This window comes from Azospirillum sp. UENF 112521, assembly GCF_058780665.1.
In genome coordinates this window covers 490,603-509,298 of the sequence record NZ_JBSNCI010000002.1, presented here as the reverse complement: position 1 = coordinate 509,298, position 18,696 = coordinate 490,603, and the positions used below count along the sequence as shown (strand labels likewise).

General features: G+C 67.5%; 19 protein-coding genes. 9 read left to right on the top strand and 10 right to left on the bottom strand.

Annotated elements, in window-relative coordinates:
- The first annotated feature begins 331 nt into the window (after positions 1-331).
- Both ACWPN8_RS04600 and ACWPN8_RS04595 read left to right on the top strand, forming a co-directional pair.
- Positions 332-1,633, top strand: coding sequence for an MBOAT family O-acyltransferase (locus tag ACWPN8_RS04600; protein WP_492240038.1), 1,302 nt, complete (start codon positions 332-334; stop codon positions 1,631-1,633).
- Positions 1,634-1,644: 11 nt separating this feature from the next.
- Positions 1,645-2,781, top strand: coding sequence for an alginate O-acetyltransferase AlgX-related protein (locus tag ACWPN8_RS04595; protein ID WP_492240037.1), 1,137 nt, complete (start codon positions 1,645-1,647; stop codon positions 2,779-2,781).
- Between the two features lie 55 nt (positions 2,782-2,836).
- On the opposite strand, the gene ACWPN8_RS04590 is transcribed toward ACWPN8_RS04595, so the two are convergent.
- Positions 2,837-3,181, bottom strand: coding sequence for a hypothetical protein (locus tag ACWPN8_RS04590; RefSeq protein ID WP_492240036.1), 345 nt, complete (start codon positions 3,179-3,181; stop codon positions 2,837-2,839).
- A 217-nt stretch (positions 3,182-3,398) separates the two neighbouring features.
- Between ACWPN8_RS04590 and ACWPN8_RS04585 the strand changes: the two genes are divergently transcribed.
- The gene (locus tag ACWPN8_RS04585; RefSeq protein WP_492240034.1) at positions 3,399-3,593 is read left to right on the top strand and encodes a hypothetical protein; all 195 of its coding nucleotides are present in this window, start codon (positions 3,399-3,401) and stop codon (positions 3,591-3,593) included.
- Positions 3,594-3,699: 106 nt separating this feature from the next.
- Here ACWPN8_RS04585 and ACWPN8_RS04580 read toward each other — a convergent pair whose 3' ends face one another.
- Entirely contained in the window at positions 3,700-4,284 is a 585-nt protein-coding gene (locus ACWPN8_RS04580) for a polysaccharide biosynthesis/export family protein (RefSeq protein ID WP_109051350.1), read from the bottom strand.
- Positions 4,285-4,634: 350 nt separating this feature from the next.
- Positions 4,635-5,903 (bottom strand): outer membrane beta-barrel protein, encoded by a 1,269-nt coding sequence (locus ACWPN8_RS04575; RefSeq protein ID WP_098740506.1) that lies wholly within the window; start codon positions 5,901-5,903, stop codon positions 4,635-4,637.
- A 403-nt stretch (positions 5,904-6,306) separates the two neighbouring features.
- Between ACWPN8_RS04575 and ACWPN8_RS04570 the strand changes: the two genes are divergently transcribed.
- The 6 genes from ACWPN8_RS04570 (at position 6,307) to ACWPN8_RS04545 (ending at position 12,038) form a co-directional block, all read left to right on the top strand.
- The gene (locus ACWPN8_RS04570; protein WP_492240033.1) at positions 6,307-6,480 is read left to right on the top strand and encodes a hypothetical protein; all 174 of its coding nucleotides are present in this window, start codon (positions 6,307-6,309) and stop codon (positions 6,478-6,480) included.
- 368 nt (positions 6,481-6,848) lie between these two features.
- Positions 6,849-7,289 carry a MarR family winged helix-turn-helix transcriptional regulator gene (locus tag ACWPN8_RS04565; RefSeq protein WP_109450029.1) on the top strand — a complete coding sequence of 147 codons (441 nt, stop codon included), beginning with the start codon at positions 6,849-6,851 and terminating at the stop codon, positions 7,287-7,289.
- Positions 7,290-7,443: 154 nt separating this feature from the next.
- A complete protein-coding gene (locus ACWPN8_RS04560) occupies positions 7,444-8,727 on the top strand; it encodes an ABC transporter substrate-binding protein (RefSeq protein ID WP_492240032.1) in 1,284 nt (427 codons plus the stop codon).
- 28 nt (positions 8,728-8,755) lie between these two features.
- Positions 8,756-10,588, top strand: a complete 1,833-nt coding sequence (locus tag ACWPN8_RS04555; protein WP_492240031.1) for an ABC transporter permease — start codon at positions 8,756-8,758, stop codon at positions 10,586-10,588.
- Positions 10,585-11,328 carry an ABC transporter ATP-binding protein gene (locus tag ACWPN8_RS04550; RefSeq protein WP_492240030.1) on the top strand — a complete coding sequence of 248 codons (744 nt, stop codon included), beginning with the start codon at positions 10,585-10,587 and terminating at the stop codon, positions 11,326-11,328. Before ACWPN8_RS04555 ends, ACWPN8_RS04550 begins: the two co-directional genes overlap by 4 nt.
- Positions 11,325-12,038, top strand: a complete 714-nt coding sequence (locus tag ACWPN8_RS04545; RefSeq protein ID WP_492240029.1) for an ABC transporter ATP-binding protein — start codon at positions 11,325-11,327, stop codon at positions 12,036-12,038. Before ACWPN8_RS04550 ends, ACWPN8_RS04545 begins: the two co-directional genes overlap by 4 nt.
- Before the next feature lie 19 nt (positions 12,039-12,057).
- Here ACWPN8_RS04545 and ACWPN8_RS04540 read toward each other — a convergent pair whose 3' ends face one another.
- From ACWPN8_RS04540 to ACWPN8_RS04510, 7 genes are all read right to left on the bottom strand, one after another.
- The gene (locus ACWPN8_RS04540) at positions 12,058-13,095 is read right to left on the bottom strand and encodes an ABC transporter substrate-binding protein (RefSeq protein WP_492240028.1); all 1,038 of its coding nucleotides are present in this window, start codon (positions 13,093-13,095) and stop codon (positions 12,058-12,060) included.
- A 49-nt stretch (positions 13,096-13,144) separates the two neighbouring features.
- On the bottom strand, positions 13,145-13,972 hold the full coding sequence (locus tag ACWPN8_RS04535) for an ABC transporter permease (RefSeq protein WP_492240027.1): 828 nt from the start codon (positions 13,970-13,972) through the stop codon (positions 13,145-13,147).
- Positions 13,965-14,738 carry an ABC transporter ATP-binding protein gene (locus ACWPN8_RS04530; RefSeq protein WP_492240026.1) on the bottom strand — a complete coding sequence of 258 codons (774 nt, stop codon included), beginning with the start codon at positions 14,736-14,738 and terminating at the stop codon, positions 13,965-13,967. The genes ACWPN8_RS04535 and ACWPN8_RS04530 overlap by 8 nt, the downstream gene beginning before the upstream one ends.
- A gap of 176 nt (positions 14,739-14,914) precedes the next feature.
- Positions 14,915-15,247 carry a hypothetical protein gene (locus tag ACWPN8_RS04525; RefSeq protein ID WP_109450016.1) on the bottom strand — a complete coding sequence of 111 codons (333 nt, stop codon included), beginning with the start codon at positions 15,245-15,247 and terminating at the stop codon, positions 14,915-14,917.
- A 69-nt stretch (positions 15,248-15,316) separates the two neighbouring features.
- The gene (locus ACWPN8_RS04520) at positions 15,317-16,477 is read right to left on the bottom strand and encodes an ABC transporter permease (protein ID WP_492240025.1); all 1,161 of its coding nucleotides are present in this window, start codon (positions 16,475-16,477) and stop codon (positions 15,317-15,319) included.
- A complete protein-coding gene (locus ACWPN8_RS04515) occupies positions 16,474-17,337 on the bottom strand; it encodes an ABC transporter permease (RefSeq protein ID WP_492240024.1) in 864 nt (287 codons plus the stop codon). The genes ACWPN8_RS04520 and ACWPN8_RS04515 overlap by 4 nt, the downstream gene beginning before the upstream one ends.
- On the bottom strand, positions 17,330-18,079 hold the full coding sequence (locus ACWPN8_RS04510; RefSeq protein WP_492240023.1) for an ABC transporter ATP-binding protein: 750 nt from the start codon (positions 18,077-18,079) through the stop codon (positions 17,330-17,332). The genes ACWPN8_RS04515 and ACWPN8_RS04510 overlap by 8 nt, the downstream gene beginning before the upstream one ends.
- Between the last annotated feature and the right edge of the window lie 617 nt (positions 18,080-18,696).

Sequence of the window (18,696 nt, the reverse complement as noted above, 5' to 3'; positions counted from 1 at the left end):
TTTCCGACTCTCTGCGGTCACGGGCAAGGCAACGCACACCGGGAAGCCTTGCCGGCCCGTCGCGGTAGGGTTGCACTGTTCCCGCATAGGTCTGGATACGGCACCCGATCTGGGGTATATCCCATGCCGCTCTGGACCGAAATGCCGCTTGAATTTGGAGTTCCGGACCCACAGGCGCGCAGCAGGGATGGCATAAGGGTGGATGATGGTTTTCAGCTCTATCGTATTTATCTTTTATTTTTTGCCAATTTTTATCTTTTGCTATTATTCCCTGCCCTTGAAGCACGGGACGCTGCTTTTCTTCAGCCTGGTTTTCTATGCGTATGGCGAGGTGATCTATACCTACGTCATGCTGCTGTCGATCCTCGTCAATTATGCCTTCGGGTTGTGGATCGCCGGCCAGGAAGGGCGTGGCCGCAAACTCGCCATGGGTGCCGGCGTCGTCGTCAACCTGGGCATTCTCGTCTATTTCAAATATCTGGGCTTCTTCTACGAGATGGTGGCCGCGGTTTTCCCCAACCTGCTGTCGGGACCGCCGCAGGTGCATCTGCCGCTCGGCATCTCGTTCTTCACCTTCCATGCGCTGTCCTACCTGATCGACGTCTACCGCCGGCAGGTTCCGGTCGAGCGCAGCCTGATCTATGTCGCCGTCTACATCACAATGTTCCCGCAGCTCGTGGCGGGACCGATCATCCGCTTCCACGACATCCGCGACGAGATCCACAACCGCAGGGTCAGCGCCGGGCTGTTCGCCGAGGGAATTCAGATCTTCGTGATCGGCCTCGCGCAGAAGGTGCTGATCGCCAACACGGTTGCGGTGGCGGCGGACCAGATCTTCGCGCTCGACCCGACGGGACTGAGCCTGCCGATCGCCTGGCTGGGAATCGTCTGCTACACCCTGCAGATCTTTTTCGATTTCTGCGGCTATTCGACCATGGCCATCGGGCTGGGGCTGATGATCGGCTTCCATTTCCCGCTGAACTTCAACTATCCCTACATCGCCCAGTCGATCACCGAATTCTGGCGCCGCTGGCACATCTCGCTGTCGATGTGGTTCCGTGACTATCTCTATATCCCGCTGGGCGGCAACCGCGCCGGTCCGCTGGCCACCTACCGCAACCTGCTGATCGTCTTCTTCCTGTGCGGCCTGTGGCATGGCGCCAGCTGGACCTTCGTGGTCTGGGGCCTGTGGCATGGCGCCTTCCTGGTGTTCGAGCGGCTGGGCATCGCCCGGATGCTCGACCGGTCGGCGCCGGCGGTCCGCCATGTCTACACGCTGCTGGTGGTGATGATCGGCTGGGTCTTCTTCCGCGCCGACACGCTGGGCCATGCCTGGATCTTCCTGAAGGCCATGGCCGGCGCCGGCCATCCCAGCCCTCTGGCGCCGCATGTCCTGCAGTTCCTGACGCCGGAAACCGTCACCGCCCTGGTCATCGGCGCGGTCGCCGCGACGCCGCTGCTGGGCCGGCTGGTGCGGGGCGGGCTGGATGCGGTGCGGAACGCGACCGGCGGGCGCATGCTGGTCGGCACCGGCGAGGCGCTGTACCTCGCCGGCCTGCTCGGCATGTTCGCGCTGGCGGTCATGAGCCTCGCGGCCGGCACCTACAACCCGTTCATCTACTTCCGGTTCTGACCATGCGAGCGATGTCTCTCGGGATCGTGCACAGCACGCTGTTGCAGAAACTGTGCATCGGGATTTTCCTGGCGCTCCTGCTGCTGCCCATGATCGGCCAGACGCTGTCGGTCGGGACGGGCGTGACGGCGACCGAAATGCGGGCGCCGAACGAGCTGCCCGACCTGCCCGCCACCTTCGACGAGTTTTCCGTCCTGCCGCAGCGCTTCGAGGCGTGGCTGAAGGACCATTTCGGTTTCCGCAACGATCTCGTCCTCGCCAACAACTTCATCCGGGTCAAGGTGTTCGGGCAGAGCACCTCGCCGCTTGTCGTGCTCGGCCGGAACGGCTGGCTGTTCTATACGGGCGAGCATGCGCTCGAGCAGACGCGCGGCATCGACCGCTTCTCGCCGGAGGAGCTGGACCGCTGGATCGACGTGATGGAACGGCGGCAGGCATGGCTGGCGGAGCGCGGCGTCCCCATGCTGATGGTCGCGATCCCCAACAAGGAGCGCGTCTATCTCGAGGATTTGCCGGCCTGGGCCACCCAGGTGAACCCGGAAAGCCGGATGGAGCAGATCGTGCGCCGGCTGGCGGAACGTCGCTCGCCGCTGGTGTTCAAGGACATGACCGCCGACCTCGTCGCCGCGAAGAAGAGCATGAAGGTCTATCTCCAGGCCGACACGCACTGGACGGGCGATGCCGCCTTCGCCATCGGCTATCGGCGGATCGTGGAGTGGATCAAGACGGTCCGCCCTGATTTCACGCCGCTGACGCCGGCCGACATGAAGCAGGTCCAAGTCATGCGCCAGGGCGTCGACCTCGACCTCGCCCGCATGCTGGGACTGGCCGCGGTTTATCAGGAAGAGGAGGTCCGCTACGAGTCCCTGAGGCCGCCCAAGCTGCGCGCCAACGACGTCTCGATGCCGAACGGCATCGTGCAGAACATCCTGCGCGCCGATCTGCCGACGGCACCCAGCGTGGTGTGGTTCCGCGACTCCTTCACCATCCCGATGTTCCCGTACATCGCCGAAAGCTTCAGCAAGGCGGTGGTCACGGAGCACAAGGGACTGCGCTTCGACAAGGCGTTGATCGAGGCGCAGAAGCCGGATGTCGTCGTCTACCAGTTCGTCGAACGCTCGCTCAACAACCCCGTCCCGGCGGAGTGAACAGGGGTAGGCCGGGAGCTTACCCTCACCTTTTCCAAGTTCTGTCAGTCAGGTTTCACCGCCAGCCTGCGCCCCGGCCCTGACGCGGACGGGCCCTGCCCACGACGAAGATCAGGCCGAGCAGGGCCCTGCCGCATCCCACGAATGCCAGCATCAGTCCGGCTCCGAAGGTCGGGGGCATTTCTCCGCTGATGGACCCGTCGGGCAGCACCGTCGGAGACAGGCAGCACAGGGCAATCGCCGCCCCTGCACTGCCGCCGGCGATCAGGATCGCGCAGCAGGCCCAATAGAGCCGCCGCCAACCGCGGGCGCGGACCGCCAGGACCGTGGCCACGAGCAACAGGGTCACCGCAATCGCCGGGATGACGAACGCCAACAGCGTCAGGCCGGTGTCGGGCATCGGGCGCTCCCATGGCGTTGAGTGGTCGGGCCGGGTCTTACGATCGCCGATAAGCCCACCGATATGCCCCGGCGGGGAACCCCCGGCAGGACGCGGCGGTTGGAGAAGGCATCGGAATGCCCCTCACAGCAGTTTGCGCGAAAGGCCGACCATGACCAAGCCCCATCCCGAGTCGGGTGACCGGACGCCGACCACCCCCAGCGCGGAAGCGAATCGGATGCGCGCGGACATCGACCGCGGCCTGACCGGCGACAAGGTTCCCGCCACCGATCCCGCCGCGGCGCCGCTCGGCACCGACGACGAAGCCGCCGGCACCACCCCGCCGCACGGTATCTCCCGCGATGCGGTCGTTCCCGCGAACCAGCGCATGCCGCCGGGGCAGAAGAAGGGCGGCGACACGCTCGACACCTGATCGGACATCCCGATCCGCAGACGGCAGAAAGCCCGGCCGGGTGCTCCCCGGCCGGGCTTTCTTGCAATCCGGCAGCGTCCTGCCGTTGGCTCTTGGAAACCGTTGCTTAGAAATAGCGCTCCGGAATGCGGACCACGTCGTCCGGCATCACCGAGGTGGTGATCGGGGCCTTGCGGATTTCCTTCTTGGGATCGCTGCCGCGGGTGATGAGGACGTAGTCCTCCTTGGCGCGGTAGGTGTAGCCGCCGGCCATCGCCACCGCCGACAGGGCGGTCATGCCGTTGACATACTGGTACTGGCCGGGGTTGCGCACCTCGCCCAGGATGAAGAAGGGGCGGTGGTTCAGCACCTCGACGCTGACCTTCGGATCCTTCACATAGCCGGCGGACAGCCGGGTAGCGATTTCCTTCTCCAGGTCCCGGGTGTTGCGGTCCTTGGCCGAAACCTCGCCGATCAGCGGCATGGCAACCTTGCCGGTGCCGTCGACGCGGAATTCGCCGGACAGCTGCTCTTCGCCGAACACGATGACGCGCAGCGCGTCACCCGGGCCGAGACGGTATTCGCCGATCTGACCGGCGCTGGCGGTCTCCATCGGCGCGTCGTTGCCGCCGGCACAGCCGACCATGGCAACGGCGAGCGCGGCCAACCCGATCCCCTGGCCCAGCGCACGGATCACCTGACGTCGATTCATCCCTAAACCCTTTCCCTGGCTGGTGGATGCCTGCCACAGCGCCGGTCCGGCCCGTTCGACGGATCGGTTCCGAGAAACCGATCCATCCGCCGGCCGCCTTGCAGCGGCGCCCTTTGGTCACGCACCTGAATTCGGGTGGAGACTAGCAACTCGCAAGCGCTTGGGAAAAAGTGGAGAGGAATTACCGCCTTCGGATCTGTTCAGTACATCGCCATCGATCATAAGAGCAGGCATAAGAAAAGGGCGCCCGTCATAGGACGGACGCCCTGCCCTGTTCAGCGGAACCTTTAGGACCTTTGGCCGGGACTTTCCCGGCCGGCCGATCCGATTCCGGCGGATTACCTGCTGGATTACATCTGGGCGCCGAGTCGCAGATAGATCAGGTTGTCGCTGTACTCGGCGGAGCTGATGTTGGAATTGCGCTTTTCGTAGGTATAGCCGCCGGTCAGATACAGGTTGCGGTTCATCTGGTAGGTGCCGCCGACGCCGGCCGTATAGACCTTGTCGTTGCGGTCGTTGCCGTTGAAGTCGTCCTGGCGGTATTGCAGGCGGCCGTTCAGCACCAGCGAGCGCAGCAGCTCGTGGTCGACGCCCAGCGCGACCAGGGTGCGGGTGTAGCTGGAGGCGGTGCCGAAGCCGGGGCTGGCCGACGTCTCGCGCACCTGGCGGCTGGCGGTGGCGCTGATGCCGGTCAGCTGGGTGACCGCCCAGTTCACGCGCCCGCCGAAGGACAGGCCGCTGAAATCCTCCAGCCGCGAATCCTTGTAGTTGCGGACGAGGTAGCCGGCAAAGACCTCGCCGGTGATCAGGCCGGTCAGGTCGGTGGCCAGACCGCCCACCACCTCGTAGCCGTCCGAGTCGCGGTCGAGGCCGAAGGCGTCGCGGTCGTTCTTGTGGCGGGTCCAGGAATAGGTGCCCTGGACGAAGGCCTCGTAGCCCTCGATGAACTCGTAGCCGACACGGCCGACCGATGCATATTCCCAGCGGTCGCGGTCGCCCTGGCGGGCGACGCCGCCGCCGATCAGGTCGACGTCGTCATAGGAGATGTACTGGGCCGAACCGGAAACGCGGGCGCGCAGGCGGTTGAAGCGTTGGGTGTAGCCGGCCTCGCCGCCGCTGGTGAGGAAGGTCACCGGCTCGGCATAGCCCTGCAGGCTGTTGATGTCGCCGCGGCCTTCGTGATTGCGGCGGTGGAACAGCTGGCCGTCCAGCGCGCCGCCCTTGTTCACGTCGAAGCGGCCGTCGGCCTGCACGGCATAATCCGTGTAGTTTTCGCCGGAATGGTCGCTGTAGCGGCCGGCATCGGCCGAGGCCGAGAAGTTCAGCGCGTGGGCCGAGAAGTCCGACTTGATGTCCAGCCGCGGCCGGACCGTCCAGATGACGTCGTCCTCGTGGTTGTCGCGGGTGGCGTAGACGTTGGTGTCATAGGTGGCGCCGGCTTCCACCCGCGGCAGGAACAGGAAGGAGCCGGCGCGCAGCCCAAGCTGCTCCAGCTCCGGCCGGCGGCGCTCCAGCACGGTTTCGCCACGCTGCAGGTCGTCCTGGGCGGCGGCGGGAAGCGACGTCAGCCCGGTCGAGGCGAGAGCGAGGGCGAGAAGGGAAAGGGTGCTGGTCTTCATGGAGTCACCGCGCTTGGCTGGGTTCGGTCGGCTCACTGGGCCGGGGGTCCGGCTCCTTGGTGGGAGGCGCGCCGCCGCCGGTCTTCGGCCAGAACCCCGGCCGGGACCGCTGCGGACGCATCCTCGGCAAAGACACAACAAACCGTGCTTCCCACGCAACAGTGAAGCCCATGCACCGCTGCTTTTGCCGGCCCCTGTGGTGTGGCCGCAACAAAAAGCTGCCGGCCGGTCACTGTGGCCTGAAGCGGTGGTCTGCTTGATTCCAGCGTCTTTTTCAAATGGTCCTAAGATGAAGGTCATAGAGCAACGAGGCGAAGCCGATGGCGCAACAGGGCTCGTGCTTTGGAACCGCCCGCCCGGCGGCGGGTTGTTCATCACGTTTCTTGATCCGCAAAGGTGCCGCATGACCCGCCAACTCGACACACCGCCCCCGCCGCCCTCGACCAAGCGTCCGCCCGACGCCACAACCCCGCCCTACACGCCGGGCGGCGTGACTCCCCCCGAAAAGGACGATGCCGTCAGTCCAGCCGAAAAGACCGCTCCGCCCGACAGCTATCCGCCCAAACGGACGCCCTGAGCAAAAGCAGCCGGTGAAGTGCGGCGGCGGCGGAAGGGTATCGCGCCGCCGCGGCCATGAATTGGTGGCGCATACTCTCCGAATTGCGACAGAATCCGTTCGCAGCTTATTTTCAGGCTTGCGGCGCTTCTTTTGTTGCGCAAGCGATGACATTCGCATTCCTGTGGCTCTATGCCGCATCTGCGAAGATTGCACTGCGCCCATTGTGTTTTCTACCCTTTCCATGAGGAACGCATGATGGACGCATCGGATGGTGACAGGCGGGAAACGCCGCGCCATCCCTGCCCACGCAGCCGGGAGCGGCGGTCCGTGTCCGCCCCAGCCTTCGCCCCGGACCGAAGGCGGGCGCGAACCACGGGCCCGTTGACATGGACGACTTCGGACGACTGCCTCCCGGCGATTACCAGTTGGCCGGCCAGGTTCACCACCGCCTTCGCCGCGCCCATCAGCGTGCCTCGGCGATCTTCATCGAGGTGATCGGCGACCAGCTGCTGACGCCCACGCAATGGGGGGCGCTGGCCACGCTGCATGCCGAAGGCCCGCTGTCGCAGAACCAGCTTGGCCGCCTCACTTACATGGATCCCGCCACCACCCAGGGCGTGATCCTGCGGCTGGTGGAACGCAACCTGGTGGAACGCCAGCCCGACCCGCAGGACCGCCGCCGCACCAGCGTCCGGCTGACCCGGATCGGCCAGGCCCTGGTCATCGATTTGATGGCGAATGCCGCCGCCGCCCACGAGCAGACGCTGGCCCCGCTGAGCGAGGAGGAGCGGGTGCAGTTCATGTCGCTGCTGGCCCGCCTGATGTAGGCGGCACCCCGAGAGGGCAGCCAAGGAGGGGCACGGGCGGGAAAACCCCGATCAGTCGGTGACTTTTGCGCCGGGTTTGCTATGAACGCGGTGTGTTGCGTCGCACCGCGACCGGACACGCCGCTGGTCTCTTACGAACCGGGGTCCCCGCAGGATGAAGCACCGCCACCCGACCGCCTCGCCGCTGGCGAAGCTCCTTCGCCCCGCCGCTCTGGGCGCCACCCTGTCAATCGCGATTGCAGCGGCGGCTCTCACTGCCGGCCCAGCCGCGGCCCAGTCGGCGAAAGAGCCGGTGAAATTCTCCGGCGCACCCGTGCGGGTGGGCGAGATCAACAGCTACACCGGCCTGCCCGCCTTCACCATTCCCTACCGCCAGGGCTGGCAGCTGGCGCTGGAGGAGATCAACGCCGAAGGTGGCGTGATCGGCTGCTGCGAGCTTCAGGTCGTCTCGCGCGACGATGCCGGCAAGCCCGACGACGCGGTGCGCGTCGCGCAGGAACTGGTGACGAACGAGGCGGTCGACGTGCTGGCCGGAACCTATTTCTCCCACATCGGGCTGGCGGTCGCCGATTTCGCCGCGCGCAACAAGATGCCCTTCGTCGCGGCCGAGCCGCTGACCGACGCCATCACCTGGTCGAAGGGCAACCGCTACACCTTCCGGCTGCGTCCCAGCACCTACATGCAGGCGGCCATGCTGGTGGAAGAGGCGGCGAAGCTGCCGGCCAAGCGCTGGGCCACTGTCGCCCCCAACTACGAATACGGCCAGTCGGCGGTGGCGTGGTTCAAGCAGCTGCTGAAGGAAAAGCGCCCGGACGTCGAGTTCGTCGCCGAGCAGTGGCCGGTGCAGGGCAAGCTGGAGGCCGGGCCGACTGTGCAGGCGCTCGCCGCCGCCAAGCCCGACGCCATCTTCAACGTCACCTTCGGTGCCGACCTCGCCAAGTTCGTGCGCGAGGGCGAGGGCCGCGGCCTGTTCCGCAACCGCAAGGTCGTCAGCCTGTTGACCGGCGAACCGGAATACCTTGAGCCGATGAAGGACGAGGCGCCGGAAGGCTGGATCGTCACCGGCTATCCCTGGGACCAGATCGACACGCCCGCCCACAAGGCCTTCGTCGCCGCCTACACCGCGCGCTTCAAGGAGTCGCCTAAGGCGGGGTCCATCGTCGGCTACATCACCATGAAGGCGGTCGCCGCCGCGATCACCAAGGCCAAGTCGGCCAACGCGGAGCCGATCGTCGATGCGCTGGCCGGCCTGACCATCGACAGCCCGGTCGGCCCGGTGACCTTCCGCGCGTCCGACCACCAGGCGACCATGGGCGCCTATGTCGGCACCACGACGGTGAAGAACGGCCGCGGCACCATGAAGGACTGGCGCTACGCCGACGGTGCCAACTACCTGCCGCCCGACGACGCGGCGCGCAAGATGCGGCCGGCGGAGTAAGGCGCCCGGTTTCCGGCGCCTCCCCCCCATGTCCTTCCTGCTCGTCCAGGCCCTCAGCGGGCTTGCGACCGCGGCGACGCTGTTCCTGGTGTCGTCGGGGCTGACCATCGTGTTCGGCGTGACGCGGATCGTGAATTTCGCGCACGGCTCCTTCTACATGGTCGGCGCCTATGCCGGCTGGTCGCTCATCGAGCGGTTCGGCGGCACGCCGGCCGGATTCTGGGGTTCGGTCGCCGCCGCGGTGCTGGCGATGGGCGTGCTGGGGGCGGCGATGGAGATCGGGCTGCTGCGCCGGCTCTACCGCTCGCCGGAACTGTTCCAGCTGCTGGGCACCTTCGGCGTCGTTCTGGTGGTTCAGGATCTGACCGCCTGGGCCTGGGGGCCGGAGGATCTGTTGGGCCGCCGCGCGCCGGGGCTGAAGGGCTCCATCGACATCCTCGACCAGCCCTTCCCGCTCTACGACCTCGTTCTGATCGGGCTGGGGCCGCTGGTGCTCGGGCTGTTGTGGCTGCTGTTCAACCGCACCCGCTGGGGCACCCTGGTGCGTGCGGCGACGCAGGACCGCGAGATGACCAGCGCGCTCGGCGTCGATCCGGCGCGGCTGTTCACCGGCGTGCTGTTCCTGGGCTGCGCGCTGGCCGGGCTGGGCGGCGCGCTGCAGGTTCCGCGCGAATCGGTGACCTTGCAGATGGACATGGCCATCGTGGTCGAGGCCTTCGTCGTCGTCGTGGTCGGCGGCATGGGCAGCCTGACCGGCGCTTTCCTCGCCTCGCTGCTGATCGGGCAATTGCAGGCCTTCGGCATCCTGGTCTTCCCGCAGATCACGCTGGTGATCGTCTTCCTGTTCATGGCGGTGGTTCTGGTGCTGCGCCCGCACGGCCTGCTCGGCCGGGCCGAGGAGGTGCCGCCGACCGCACCCGCCACCGTTACCGTGCCGCTGTCGGCCGGCCGCCACGCCGGGCCGTGGGCGCTGGCTTTGCTGGCACTTCTCGCCGCGGCGCCGCTGGTCGCCGGCGATTACGCGCTGATCCTGCTGACCGAGGTGGTGATCCTCGCCTTGTTCGCCGCCAGCCTGCATCTGCTGATCGGGCTGGGCGGGCTGGTGTCCTTCGGCCATGCCGCGTGGTTCGGGCTGGGCGCCTACGGTTCGGCCCTGCTGGTCAAGCATCTGGGGGCACCGATGCCGCTGGCGCTGGCCGGGGCGCCGGTCCTGGCGGGGCTGGGGGCGCTGGTGGCGGGCTGGTTCTGCGTGCGGCGGTCGGGGCTGTATTTCGCCATGCTGACGCTGGCCTTCGCCCAGATCGTCTGGTCGATCGCCTTCCAATGGTATGCGGTGACCGGCGGCGACAACGGCATCCTCGGCGTCTGGCCGCCGGCCTGGGCGGCGGGCAAGGCGACCTATTACTGGCTGACGCTGGGCTTGTGCGGCGGTGCCTTGTGGCTGCTGCGCCGGGCGGCTTTCGCCCCCTTCGGCTACGCGCTGCGGGCCGGGCGCGACTCGGGGCTCCGCGCCGAATCGGTGGGCATCGACGTGCGCCGCTTCCAATGGATGGCCTTCGTGCTGGCCGGCACCGCGGCTGGGCTGGCCGGCGGTCTCTATGCCTTCGCCAAGGGCAGCGTCTTCCCCACCCTGCTGGCGGTGCCGCAGTCGGTCGACGCGCTGGTGATGGTGCTGATGGGCGGCATCCAGACCGTCGCCGGCCCGCTGGCCGGTGCGCTGGTGTTCCATCTGCTGGAGTCGGAGGTGATGAGCCTGACCGACTGGTGGCGGCTGGTGCTGGGCCTGATCATCGTCGCGCTGGTGCTGGTCTTCCCCAAGGGGATCGTCGGCTTCCTCTCGGGCATCAGGAGGCGGGCATGAGCGAGCTGGTGGTGCGCGACCTGCAACGCTCCTTCGGCGGGGTGCAGGCGGTGGGCGGCGTGTCCTTCACCCTGCGTTCCGGCGACCTGCTGGCGCTGATCGGTCCGAACGGCGCCGGGAAGAGCACCTGCTTCAACCTGCTGAACGGCCAGCTGCGTCCCGACTCGGGCTCGGTCAGGCTGGACGGCACCGAACTGGTCGGGCTGCCGCCGCGGCGCATCTGGGCGCTGGGGGTCGGGCGCACGTTCCAGATCACCGCGACCTTCGCCTCGATGACGGTGGCGGAGAACTTGCAGATGGTCCTGCTGTCGCGCGCCCGCCGGCTGTTCGGGCTGTGGCGCCCGGCAGCCGCCCAGTTCCGCGAACCGGCGCTGGCGCTGCTGGACCGCGTCGGCATGGCGGCACAGTCCGACCGGCCCTGCGGCGTGCTGGCCTATGGCGACGTCAAGCGGGTCGAACTGGCGATGGCGCTGGCGAGCGAGCCGACTGTGCTGCTGATGGACGAGCCGACCGCCGGCATGGCGCCCGCGGAACGGCTTGCCCTGATGGCGCTGACAGCGGAGCTGGTGCGCGAGCGCGGGCTCGCCGTGCTGTTCACCGAGCATGACATGGATGCCGTCTTCGGCCACGCCACCCGCGTGCTGGTGCTCGACCGCGGCCGGCTGATCGCGGAGGGCTCGCCGGATCAGGTGCGCGCCGACCCGCGCGTGCAGTCCGTCTATTTGGGAGGCAAGGCGTGAGCGAACCCCTGCTGACGGTCGACGGCCTCCAGGCCTGGTACGGCCGCGCCCACATCCTCGACGGCATCGCCCTGACGGTCGGGCGGGGCGAGGTGGTGGCGCTGATGGGGCGCAACGGCGCCGGCAAGACCACCACGCTGAAGGCGATCATGGGACTGGTCGAGCGGCGTGCCGCGACCCTGCGTTTCGACGGCCGCGACCTGTCCGCCCTGCCCGCCCACCGCATCGCCCGGCTCGGCGTCGGCTATGTGCCGGAGGATCGCCGCATCTTCGCCGACCTGACGGTGGAGGAAAATCTGGAGGTCGGCCGCCAGCCGTCCCGCCCCGGCGCCCCCGCCTGGACGCCGGAGAAACTGTTCGCGCTGTTCCCCAACCTCGCGGAGATGCGCGGACGCCGCGGCACCCGGATGAGCGGCGGCGAGCAGCAGATGCTGACGCTGGCCCGCACGCTGATGGGCAACCCGTCGCTGCTCCTGCTGGACGAACCGTCGGAGGGCCTGGCGCCGCTGATCGTCAAACAGATGGCCGAGGCGGTGCGGCAGCTGAAGGCGGAGGGGCTGTCGGTGCTGCTGTCCGAACAGAGCCTGTCCTTCGCCTCATCGGTCGCCGACCGCGCCTGCGTCATCGAAACCGGCCGCCCGCGCTGGACCGGCCCGATGACGGAGCTGATGGCGGATGACGGGGTGAGAGCGGCCTATCTGGCGGTGTGACCGCCCCCTCCCCTTAACCTCACTGACCCGCGACGCTGAGGTCCATCACCGATTTCGGATCCAGCGCCTTGTCGACCTGACCTTCGGACTGCCAGAACTTCACCTGATTGACGATGTCGTCCACCAGCAGGCGGGCCTGCGGATCGACATAGGGCAGGCCGGCGGCGACGATGTCGGGCTTCTGCTTGGTGGCGTCGGCGATGATGCCCAGCAGTTCGTCATAGCCGGGGCCCTTCACCAGATTGCCCGAGGCGTCCTTGCCGTTGAAGGCGGCGTGGTATTCGGCCAGCGCGGTCTTGTAGGCGCGGACGAACTTCTCGACCAGCGGACGGCGGTCCTTCATCGTCTTCGGCGCGGTGAACAGGGCACCGAGCTGCCAGGGCGTCTCGTCGCCGACCCAGCCCAGCATCTTGCCGGCACCGTCGGCCACCAGTTGCCGCGACACGGTGGAGGGCGCGATGATGGCGTCGACCTGCCCACCCTTGAAGGCGGCGACCATCTTCGGCACGTCCTGCAACGGCACCATGGTCACGTCCTTGACCGTGAAGCCGTGCTTCTGCGCCAACAGCCCGATCATGTAATGGAAGGTCGAGCCGACGGTGGTGATGGCGACCCGCTTGCCCTTCAGGTCGGCCGGCGTCTTCAGCCCGGCGTCATAGGCGGCGTTGGTCGCGAGATAGGCGCTCAAGGGAAAGCCCGGCTCGTCGCGGCTCTGCGCGGCGATGATGGTCACGGCCCCCTTGGAAGCGAGGTTGTAGAAGCCGGCGGTCAGGCCGGTGACGCCGAAATCGGCATCGCCCGAGGTGACGGCGACCGGAACCTGCTGGGCCGAGGTGAACATCTTCAGCTCGACGTCCAGCCCCTCCTTCTCGAAATAGCCCTTGGCCTTGGCGATGAAGATCGGCCCGGAGGAGGACAGCGCCAGCACGCCGACCGTCGCCTTCTCCAGCGGCTGCGCCAGCGCGGCGGACATCAGGGTGCCGGCGGCGAAGGCGGCGCCAGTGGTGGCGATCAGGGCACGCCGGGTGAGGCGGGCCAGGGTCATGGCGGCGGTCATGGACGGAAATCCTCCCGATGGATGGTTCGGTTTCTTGGGAAAAAGCCGGTCAGCGCCAGTTCAGCAGGCGCCGTTCAAGCTGCGACAGCACCGTGCCGATGGCGAGCCCCAGCAGTGACAGCACCAGCACGCCAGCCAGCAGCGTGTCGGTCTGCATCAGATTGCCGGCCATCAGCACGAAGGCGCCGATGCCGTATTCGGCACCGATCATCTCCGCTGCCACCACCAGGATCAGCGCGATCGACGCGGTGATGCGGAAGCCGGCCAGGATGCCCGGCAAGGCGCCCGGCAGAACGATGGAGCGCAGGATCGACCGCCAGGGCAGACCGAAGCTCTGCGCCATGCGGATCAGGTTGCGCGGCACCGAATCGATGGCGCTGTAGGTGGCGATGACGGTTGGGAAGAAGACGCCGAAGCCGATGGTTGCGAATTTCGACGGCTCGCCGATGCCGAACCACAGGATGAACAGCGGCAGAAGAGCGATCTTCGGAATCGGAAAGAAGGCCGACACCAGCGGCACGCCGACCGCGCGGGCAGTGGAGAAGATCCCCATGGCGAAGCCGACCAGCATGCCGCCCGCTGTGCCCAGCACCCAGCCGACGGCGATGCGCCCCAGCGACGCCTTCAGGTTCAGCCAGAGCGATCCGTCGGTCACCATGCCGGCCAGCGCGCGGGCGACGGCGCTCGGCGGCGGCAGGAACAGCGGGCTGGCGAGGCCGAGACGACTCGCGCCTTCCCATACCGCGATCAGCACGGCGAAGGCGGCCAGCGCCGCCCAGGGATGGCGTTTTACGGTAAAACCGCCGCCACGGAAGCGGACGGGCTGGCCCATCGCGGACGCCGCGGCTGCGGTGGGCGGGTTCAGGCTGTCAGGCACGGGCGATCTCCCGGTCGGCCATCTGGGCTTCGGCCTTCATCAGGTGCCACAAGCGGTCGCGCACTTCGGCCAGATGAAACTGGGCCGACGGCTCCTGCCGGCGCTCCCGCGGCTCCTCGATGGTGACCAGTTCGCGGATGCGGCCCGGACGGCGGCTCAGCACGCAGACACGGTCGGCCAGCCGCAGCGCCTCGTCCAGATTGTGGGTGACATAGAGGGCGGTGGTCTTCTCCCGCCGCCAAAGCTCCAGGAAATCGTCCATCAGCAGCTCGCGCGTCTGGGCGTCCAGCGCCGACAGCGGCTCGTCCAGAAGCAGCATCGCCGGACGCACCGCCAGCGCGCGGGCGATGCCGACCCGCTGGCGCATGCCGCCGGACAGCTGCTTGGGCAGCGCCTTGCGGAACTCCCACAGCCCCATGCGGCGCAGGCCGCTGTCGATGCGCTCGCGCCGCTCGGCGGCGGAGAGCGGGTGATGCTCCAGCACCAGGGCGACATTGTCCTCCACCGTGCGCCAGGGCAGCAGGGCGAAGTCCTGGAAGATGAAGGTGATCGGGTTGAGGCAGCCGTCCGGCACCTCCCCCTCCACCCGGATGCTGCCGGAGGTCGGCGCGACGATGCCGCCGGCGATGCCGAGCAAGGTCGACTTGCCGCAGCCGCTGGGGCCGATCACCGCCAGGATTTCCCCCTCCGCCAGGGTCAGGTCGATGCCGTCCAGCACGGTCAGATCGTCATAGCGGTGGGTCAGATCGGAAACGAGAAGCCTCATCGCGCCCTTATCAAGCCTGCAGCCTTGTCGGTGGAGTCCGACTGTTCGTTGGGCCTGCCACTATAGCGCGGCGATCCGGCGGCGGAGAGGGGAAAGGCGTTCCGCATCCCAGCCATACGGCAGTATGGTAGTGGCCGGAAGGCGTCAAGCCGCTGTCGGTTTCGCGACAGCGGTCGTCAGGCGGTTCCGCTGACCGGGCCACCACCGACCGGCAAATCCAGCACCCGCAGCGCGGCGGCGCAACGGCCGACCGCCGCTTCCGCCAAAGCATGGCGCTCGCTGAGGCCCGCCTCGTCCACCTCGTCGGGGGTCATCGCCTGCAACAGGACGCGCAAGGTGCGAACATAGGTGCGCAGGAGCGTGGCTTCCTCGGCATAATCGCCCAGCAGACCGGCCTGTCCGGCGGTGCGCAGGGCGACAAGCTCACCGTCCAGCGACGCGGCGGCCATCTCGATGGCGAGCAGGGCCCGCGTCAGGCGGACATGCTTCAGAACGACGACATCGGCCATGCCCACCTCCCTGCCGGCTTGAATGGCTGGGTGAAAGCAATGGCCGTGCCAGCGGCTTCGCGAGACCCGTCAACGCCCCCGCATCGACGGATGCCAGGCCGTCGTCGCCCGCTCCAGCAGCGCCAGCGCGCCATACAGGCCGGAACCGGTCAGCGCCGCCACGGCGATGGTGGCCCAGACGATGTCGAGATTCATCCGCGCCACTTCGGTGGAGATGCGGAACCCCATGCCGACCACCGGGGTGCCGAAAAATTCGGCAACGATGGCGCCGATCAGGGCCAGGGTGGAGTTGATCTTCAAGCCGTTGAACAGGAAGGGCAGCGCATTGGGCAGCCGCAGCTTCACCAGCGTGCGGCCATAGCCGGCGGCGTAGCTGCGCATCAGGTCGAGCTGGATGCGCTCCGAAGTGCCAAGGCCGGCAAGCGTGTTGATCATCATCGGGAAGAAGGTCATGACGACGATGACCGCCGCCTTCGACTGCCAATCGAAGCCGAACCACATCACCATGATCGGCGCGATGCCGACCACCGGGATGGCACTGGCAAGATTGCCGAGCGGCAGCAATCCGCGGGCAAGAAACGGCACGCGGTCGGCAAGGATTGCCACAATGAGTCCGGCACCACAGCCCATGACATAGCCGCGCAGGACGGAGGTCAGCACCGTCTGACGGAAATCGTCCCACAGCACCGGCGCGTTGGCGGCCAGCGCCGCCGCGATGCGGCTGGGCGGCGGCAGCAGGATCGCCGGCACCTGGAAGCCGCGGACCAGCACCTCCCATCCCACCAGCAGGCCGAGCCCGAACAGGCCGGGCACGATGACGGAGCGGGTCCAGCCCGGCACGCCGGCCAGCACCCCCATCACCCGCCACAAAAGCAGCGTCGCCGCGACCAGGAACAGCCACAGCCCCCAGCCGGCCGACAGGTCCAGCCCCTCGTTCAGCAGATGCAGCGGCAGGAGCCAGGCCAGCGCCACGCCGGCCAATTCCGGCCAGGCGCCCCAGACCCGCTTCGGTGCCGACGCGCCGGCAACGACAGCCAGCACCACCCCGATCAGGAACAGCGGCGCCATGGTTCCGCCGAACCAGCCGAGGACGGCGCCGCCTTGGGCGCCCACCGGCAGGGCCAATGCCGCCAGCGCCGGCAGGGCGATGGCGACCAGCCCCCAATCGGCGGCCGTGCGCAGGCTGGTGCGGTAGGGATTTGTCGCCTCATCGCCGGTCGAATCGCTCATCGCGCCCCCGCCCGGCCCAGCAGGACCAGCTCAAGCCCACGCACCACCGCGATCAGCGCCACCGACAGCAGCGAGGCCATGATCAGCGCCGCCCAGATCTGCACGGTCTGGCCGTAATAGGACCCCGACAGCAGCCGTGCCCCCAGCCCGGCCTGCCCGCCGGTCGGCAGCTCGCCAACGATGGCGCCGACCACGCTGATGGCGACCGACACCTTGAGGCTGGCGAACAGGAAGGGCATTGAGGCCGGCAGCCGCAGCGACCAGAAGGCGCGCAGCCCGCTCGCCGAATAGGTCCGCATCAGGTCGAGCCACAGCGGATCGGCGGAGCGCAGCCCCTTCACCATGCCGACCGTGATCGGGAAGAAACAGAGATACATGCAGATCACCGCCTTCGGCAGCAGCCCGGTCAGTCCGATGTTGCCGAGGATGACGACGATCATCGGGGCAATCGCCAGGATCGGGATGGTCTGCGACGCGATCACCCAGGGCAGCAGGCTGGCTTCCAGCGTCCGGGTATAGACGATGCCGGCGGCCAGCAGGATGCCCAGCGCCAGCCCCATCGCCAGACCCGTCAGCGCCGCCTCCGCCGTCACCCAGGCATGGAACAGCAAATTGCGCGGGCTGGTCGGCGCGTAGCCGGTCAGGGAGTTCCACAGCTCCACCACCACCTGATCGGGGGTGGGCAGGATCGGCCGCTTCATCGCATAGGCCTGGGCCAGCACATCCGCGAAGCCGGCCGGCCTGTTGGCGCGCGCCAGCGTTTCAGCCGCCTGCGGCCAGTTCAGCCACGCCGCCCCGATGTACCAGGCCGCCAGCAGGAGCAGCGTCATCACGGTGACGGGAAGCGCACGCTTAGTCATCGTAGCTGTGCCCTTCCTTCAGCCCCTCGCGCACACGGTGGGCGATGGCGGCGAATTCCGGCGACTCGCGGATGTCCAGCGTGCGCTCGCGCGGCAGGCTATCGCAGTCGATGACGTCGAGGATGCGTCCGGGGCGCGGGCTCATCACCACGATGCGGGTGGACAGGAACACCGCTTCGGCAATCGAATGGGTGACGAAGACGCAGGTCTTGCCGGTCGCCCGCCACAGCTGGGTCAGATGCAGGTTCAGGTGGTCGCGGGTGATCTCGTCGAGCGCGCCGAACGGCTCGTCCATCAGCAGCAGGTCGGGCTGCAAGGCGAGAGCGCGGGCGATGGAGACGCGCTGCTGCATGCCGCCCGACAGCTGCCAGGGGAACTTGCGCTCGAAGCCCGACAGGCCGACGCGCTCCAGCTGCTCGCGGGCCCGTGCCTGTCGTTCGGCGCGGGCGATCCCCATGATCTCCAGCGGTAGCATGACGTTGCGTTCCACCGTCCGCCACGGATAGAGCGCCGGGGCCTGGAAAACGTAGCCGTAGAGCCGTTTCAGCCGCGCCTGCTCCGGCGTCATGCCTTCGATGGCGATCTGGCCGGCGGTCGGACGCTCCAGATCGGCGATCACGCGCAGCAGCGTGGTCTTGCCGCAGCCGCTGGGACCGATCAGCGAGACGAAGTCGCCCCTGGCGATGGTCAGGTCGACCTCGCTCAGCGCCGTGACCGGCTTGTCCGCCGTGGGATAAACCAAGGAGAGCTTGCTTGCCTCGACAACCACCGGGGACTTGGCCGAAGAAGACTTGGCCGAAGAAGCGGCCCGGTCCGAGCCTTGCCTGGAAGCGGACGCCTCCCGGACATCGAGCGGATTTGGGAAGGTCACGGGCGGCGGTCCTTCACAGGGCGGATAGCGGGCTGGTTTGGAAGACGGATCTGACGGTTTGGTCAGAAATCATCCACCCCGCAAACTATCACCGCCCCGACCAGGGCACCAGGGTTGCAAAAGCCCAGCCCTCTCACCCAAGGGCATCGGAACGCAACTTTGAGGGAAATTTTCACCGCAGCGCGTTTGGCACGCACATGCACGCCCTGTATTCTCGCGCATAAGGACGCGCACGATGCGCCAACAGCAACCGGAAGGAGGTGGCGCGAGTGAGAAAATTCCTGAAGTGGCTCGGCCGCTTCTGGTTCAAGCTGAAGTTCGAGTTCGAAGCCGGCTTCAACACGGACCAGGATAGGTAAGCCAACATTGGCGGGGCCGGGAAACCGGTCCCGTCATTCAGGAAGCGGCTCGCGTCACCTCCTGCCCCGCAGATTACCACGCCCCCACCATTTTCAAGGCAGGGGCGAGAGGTCATCCCGCCCGGACAC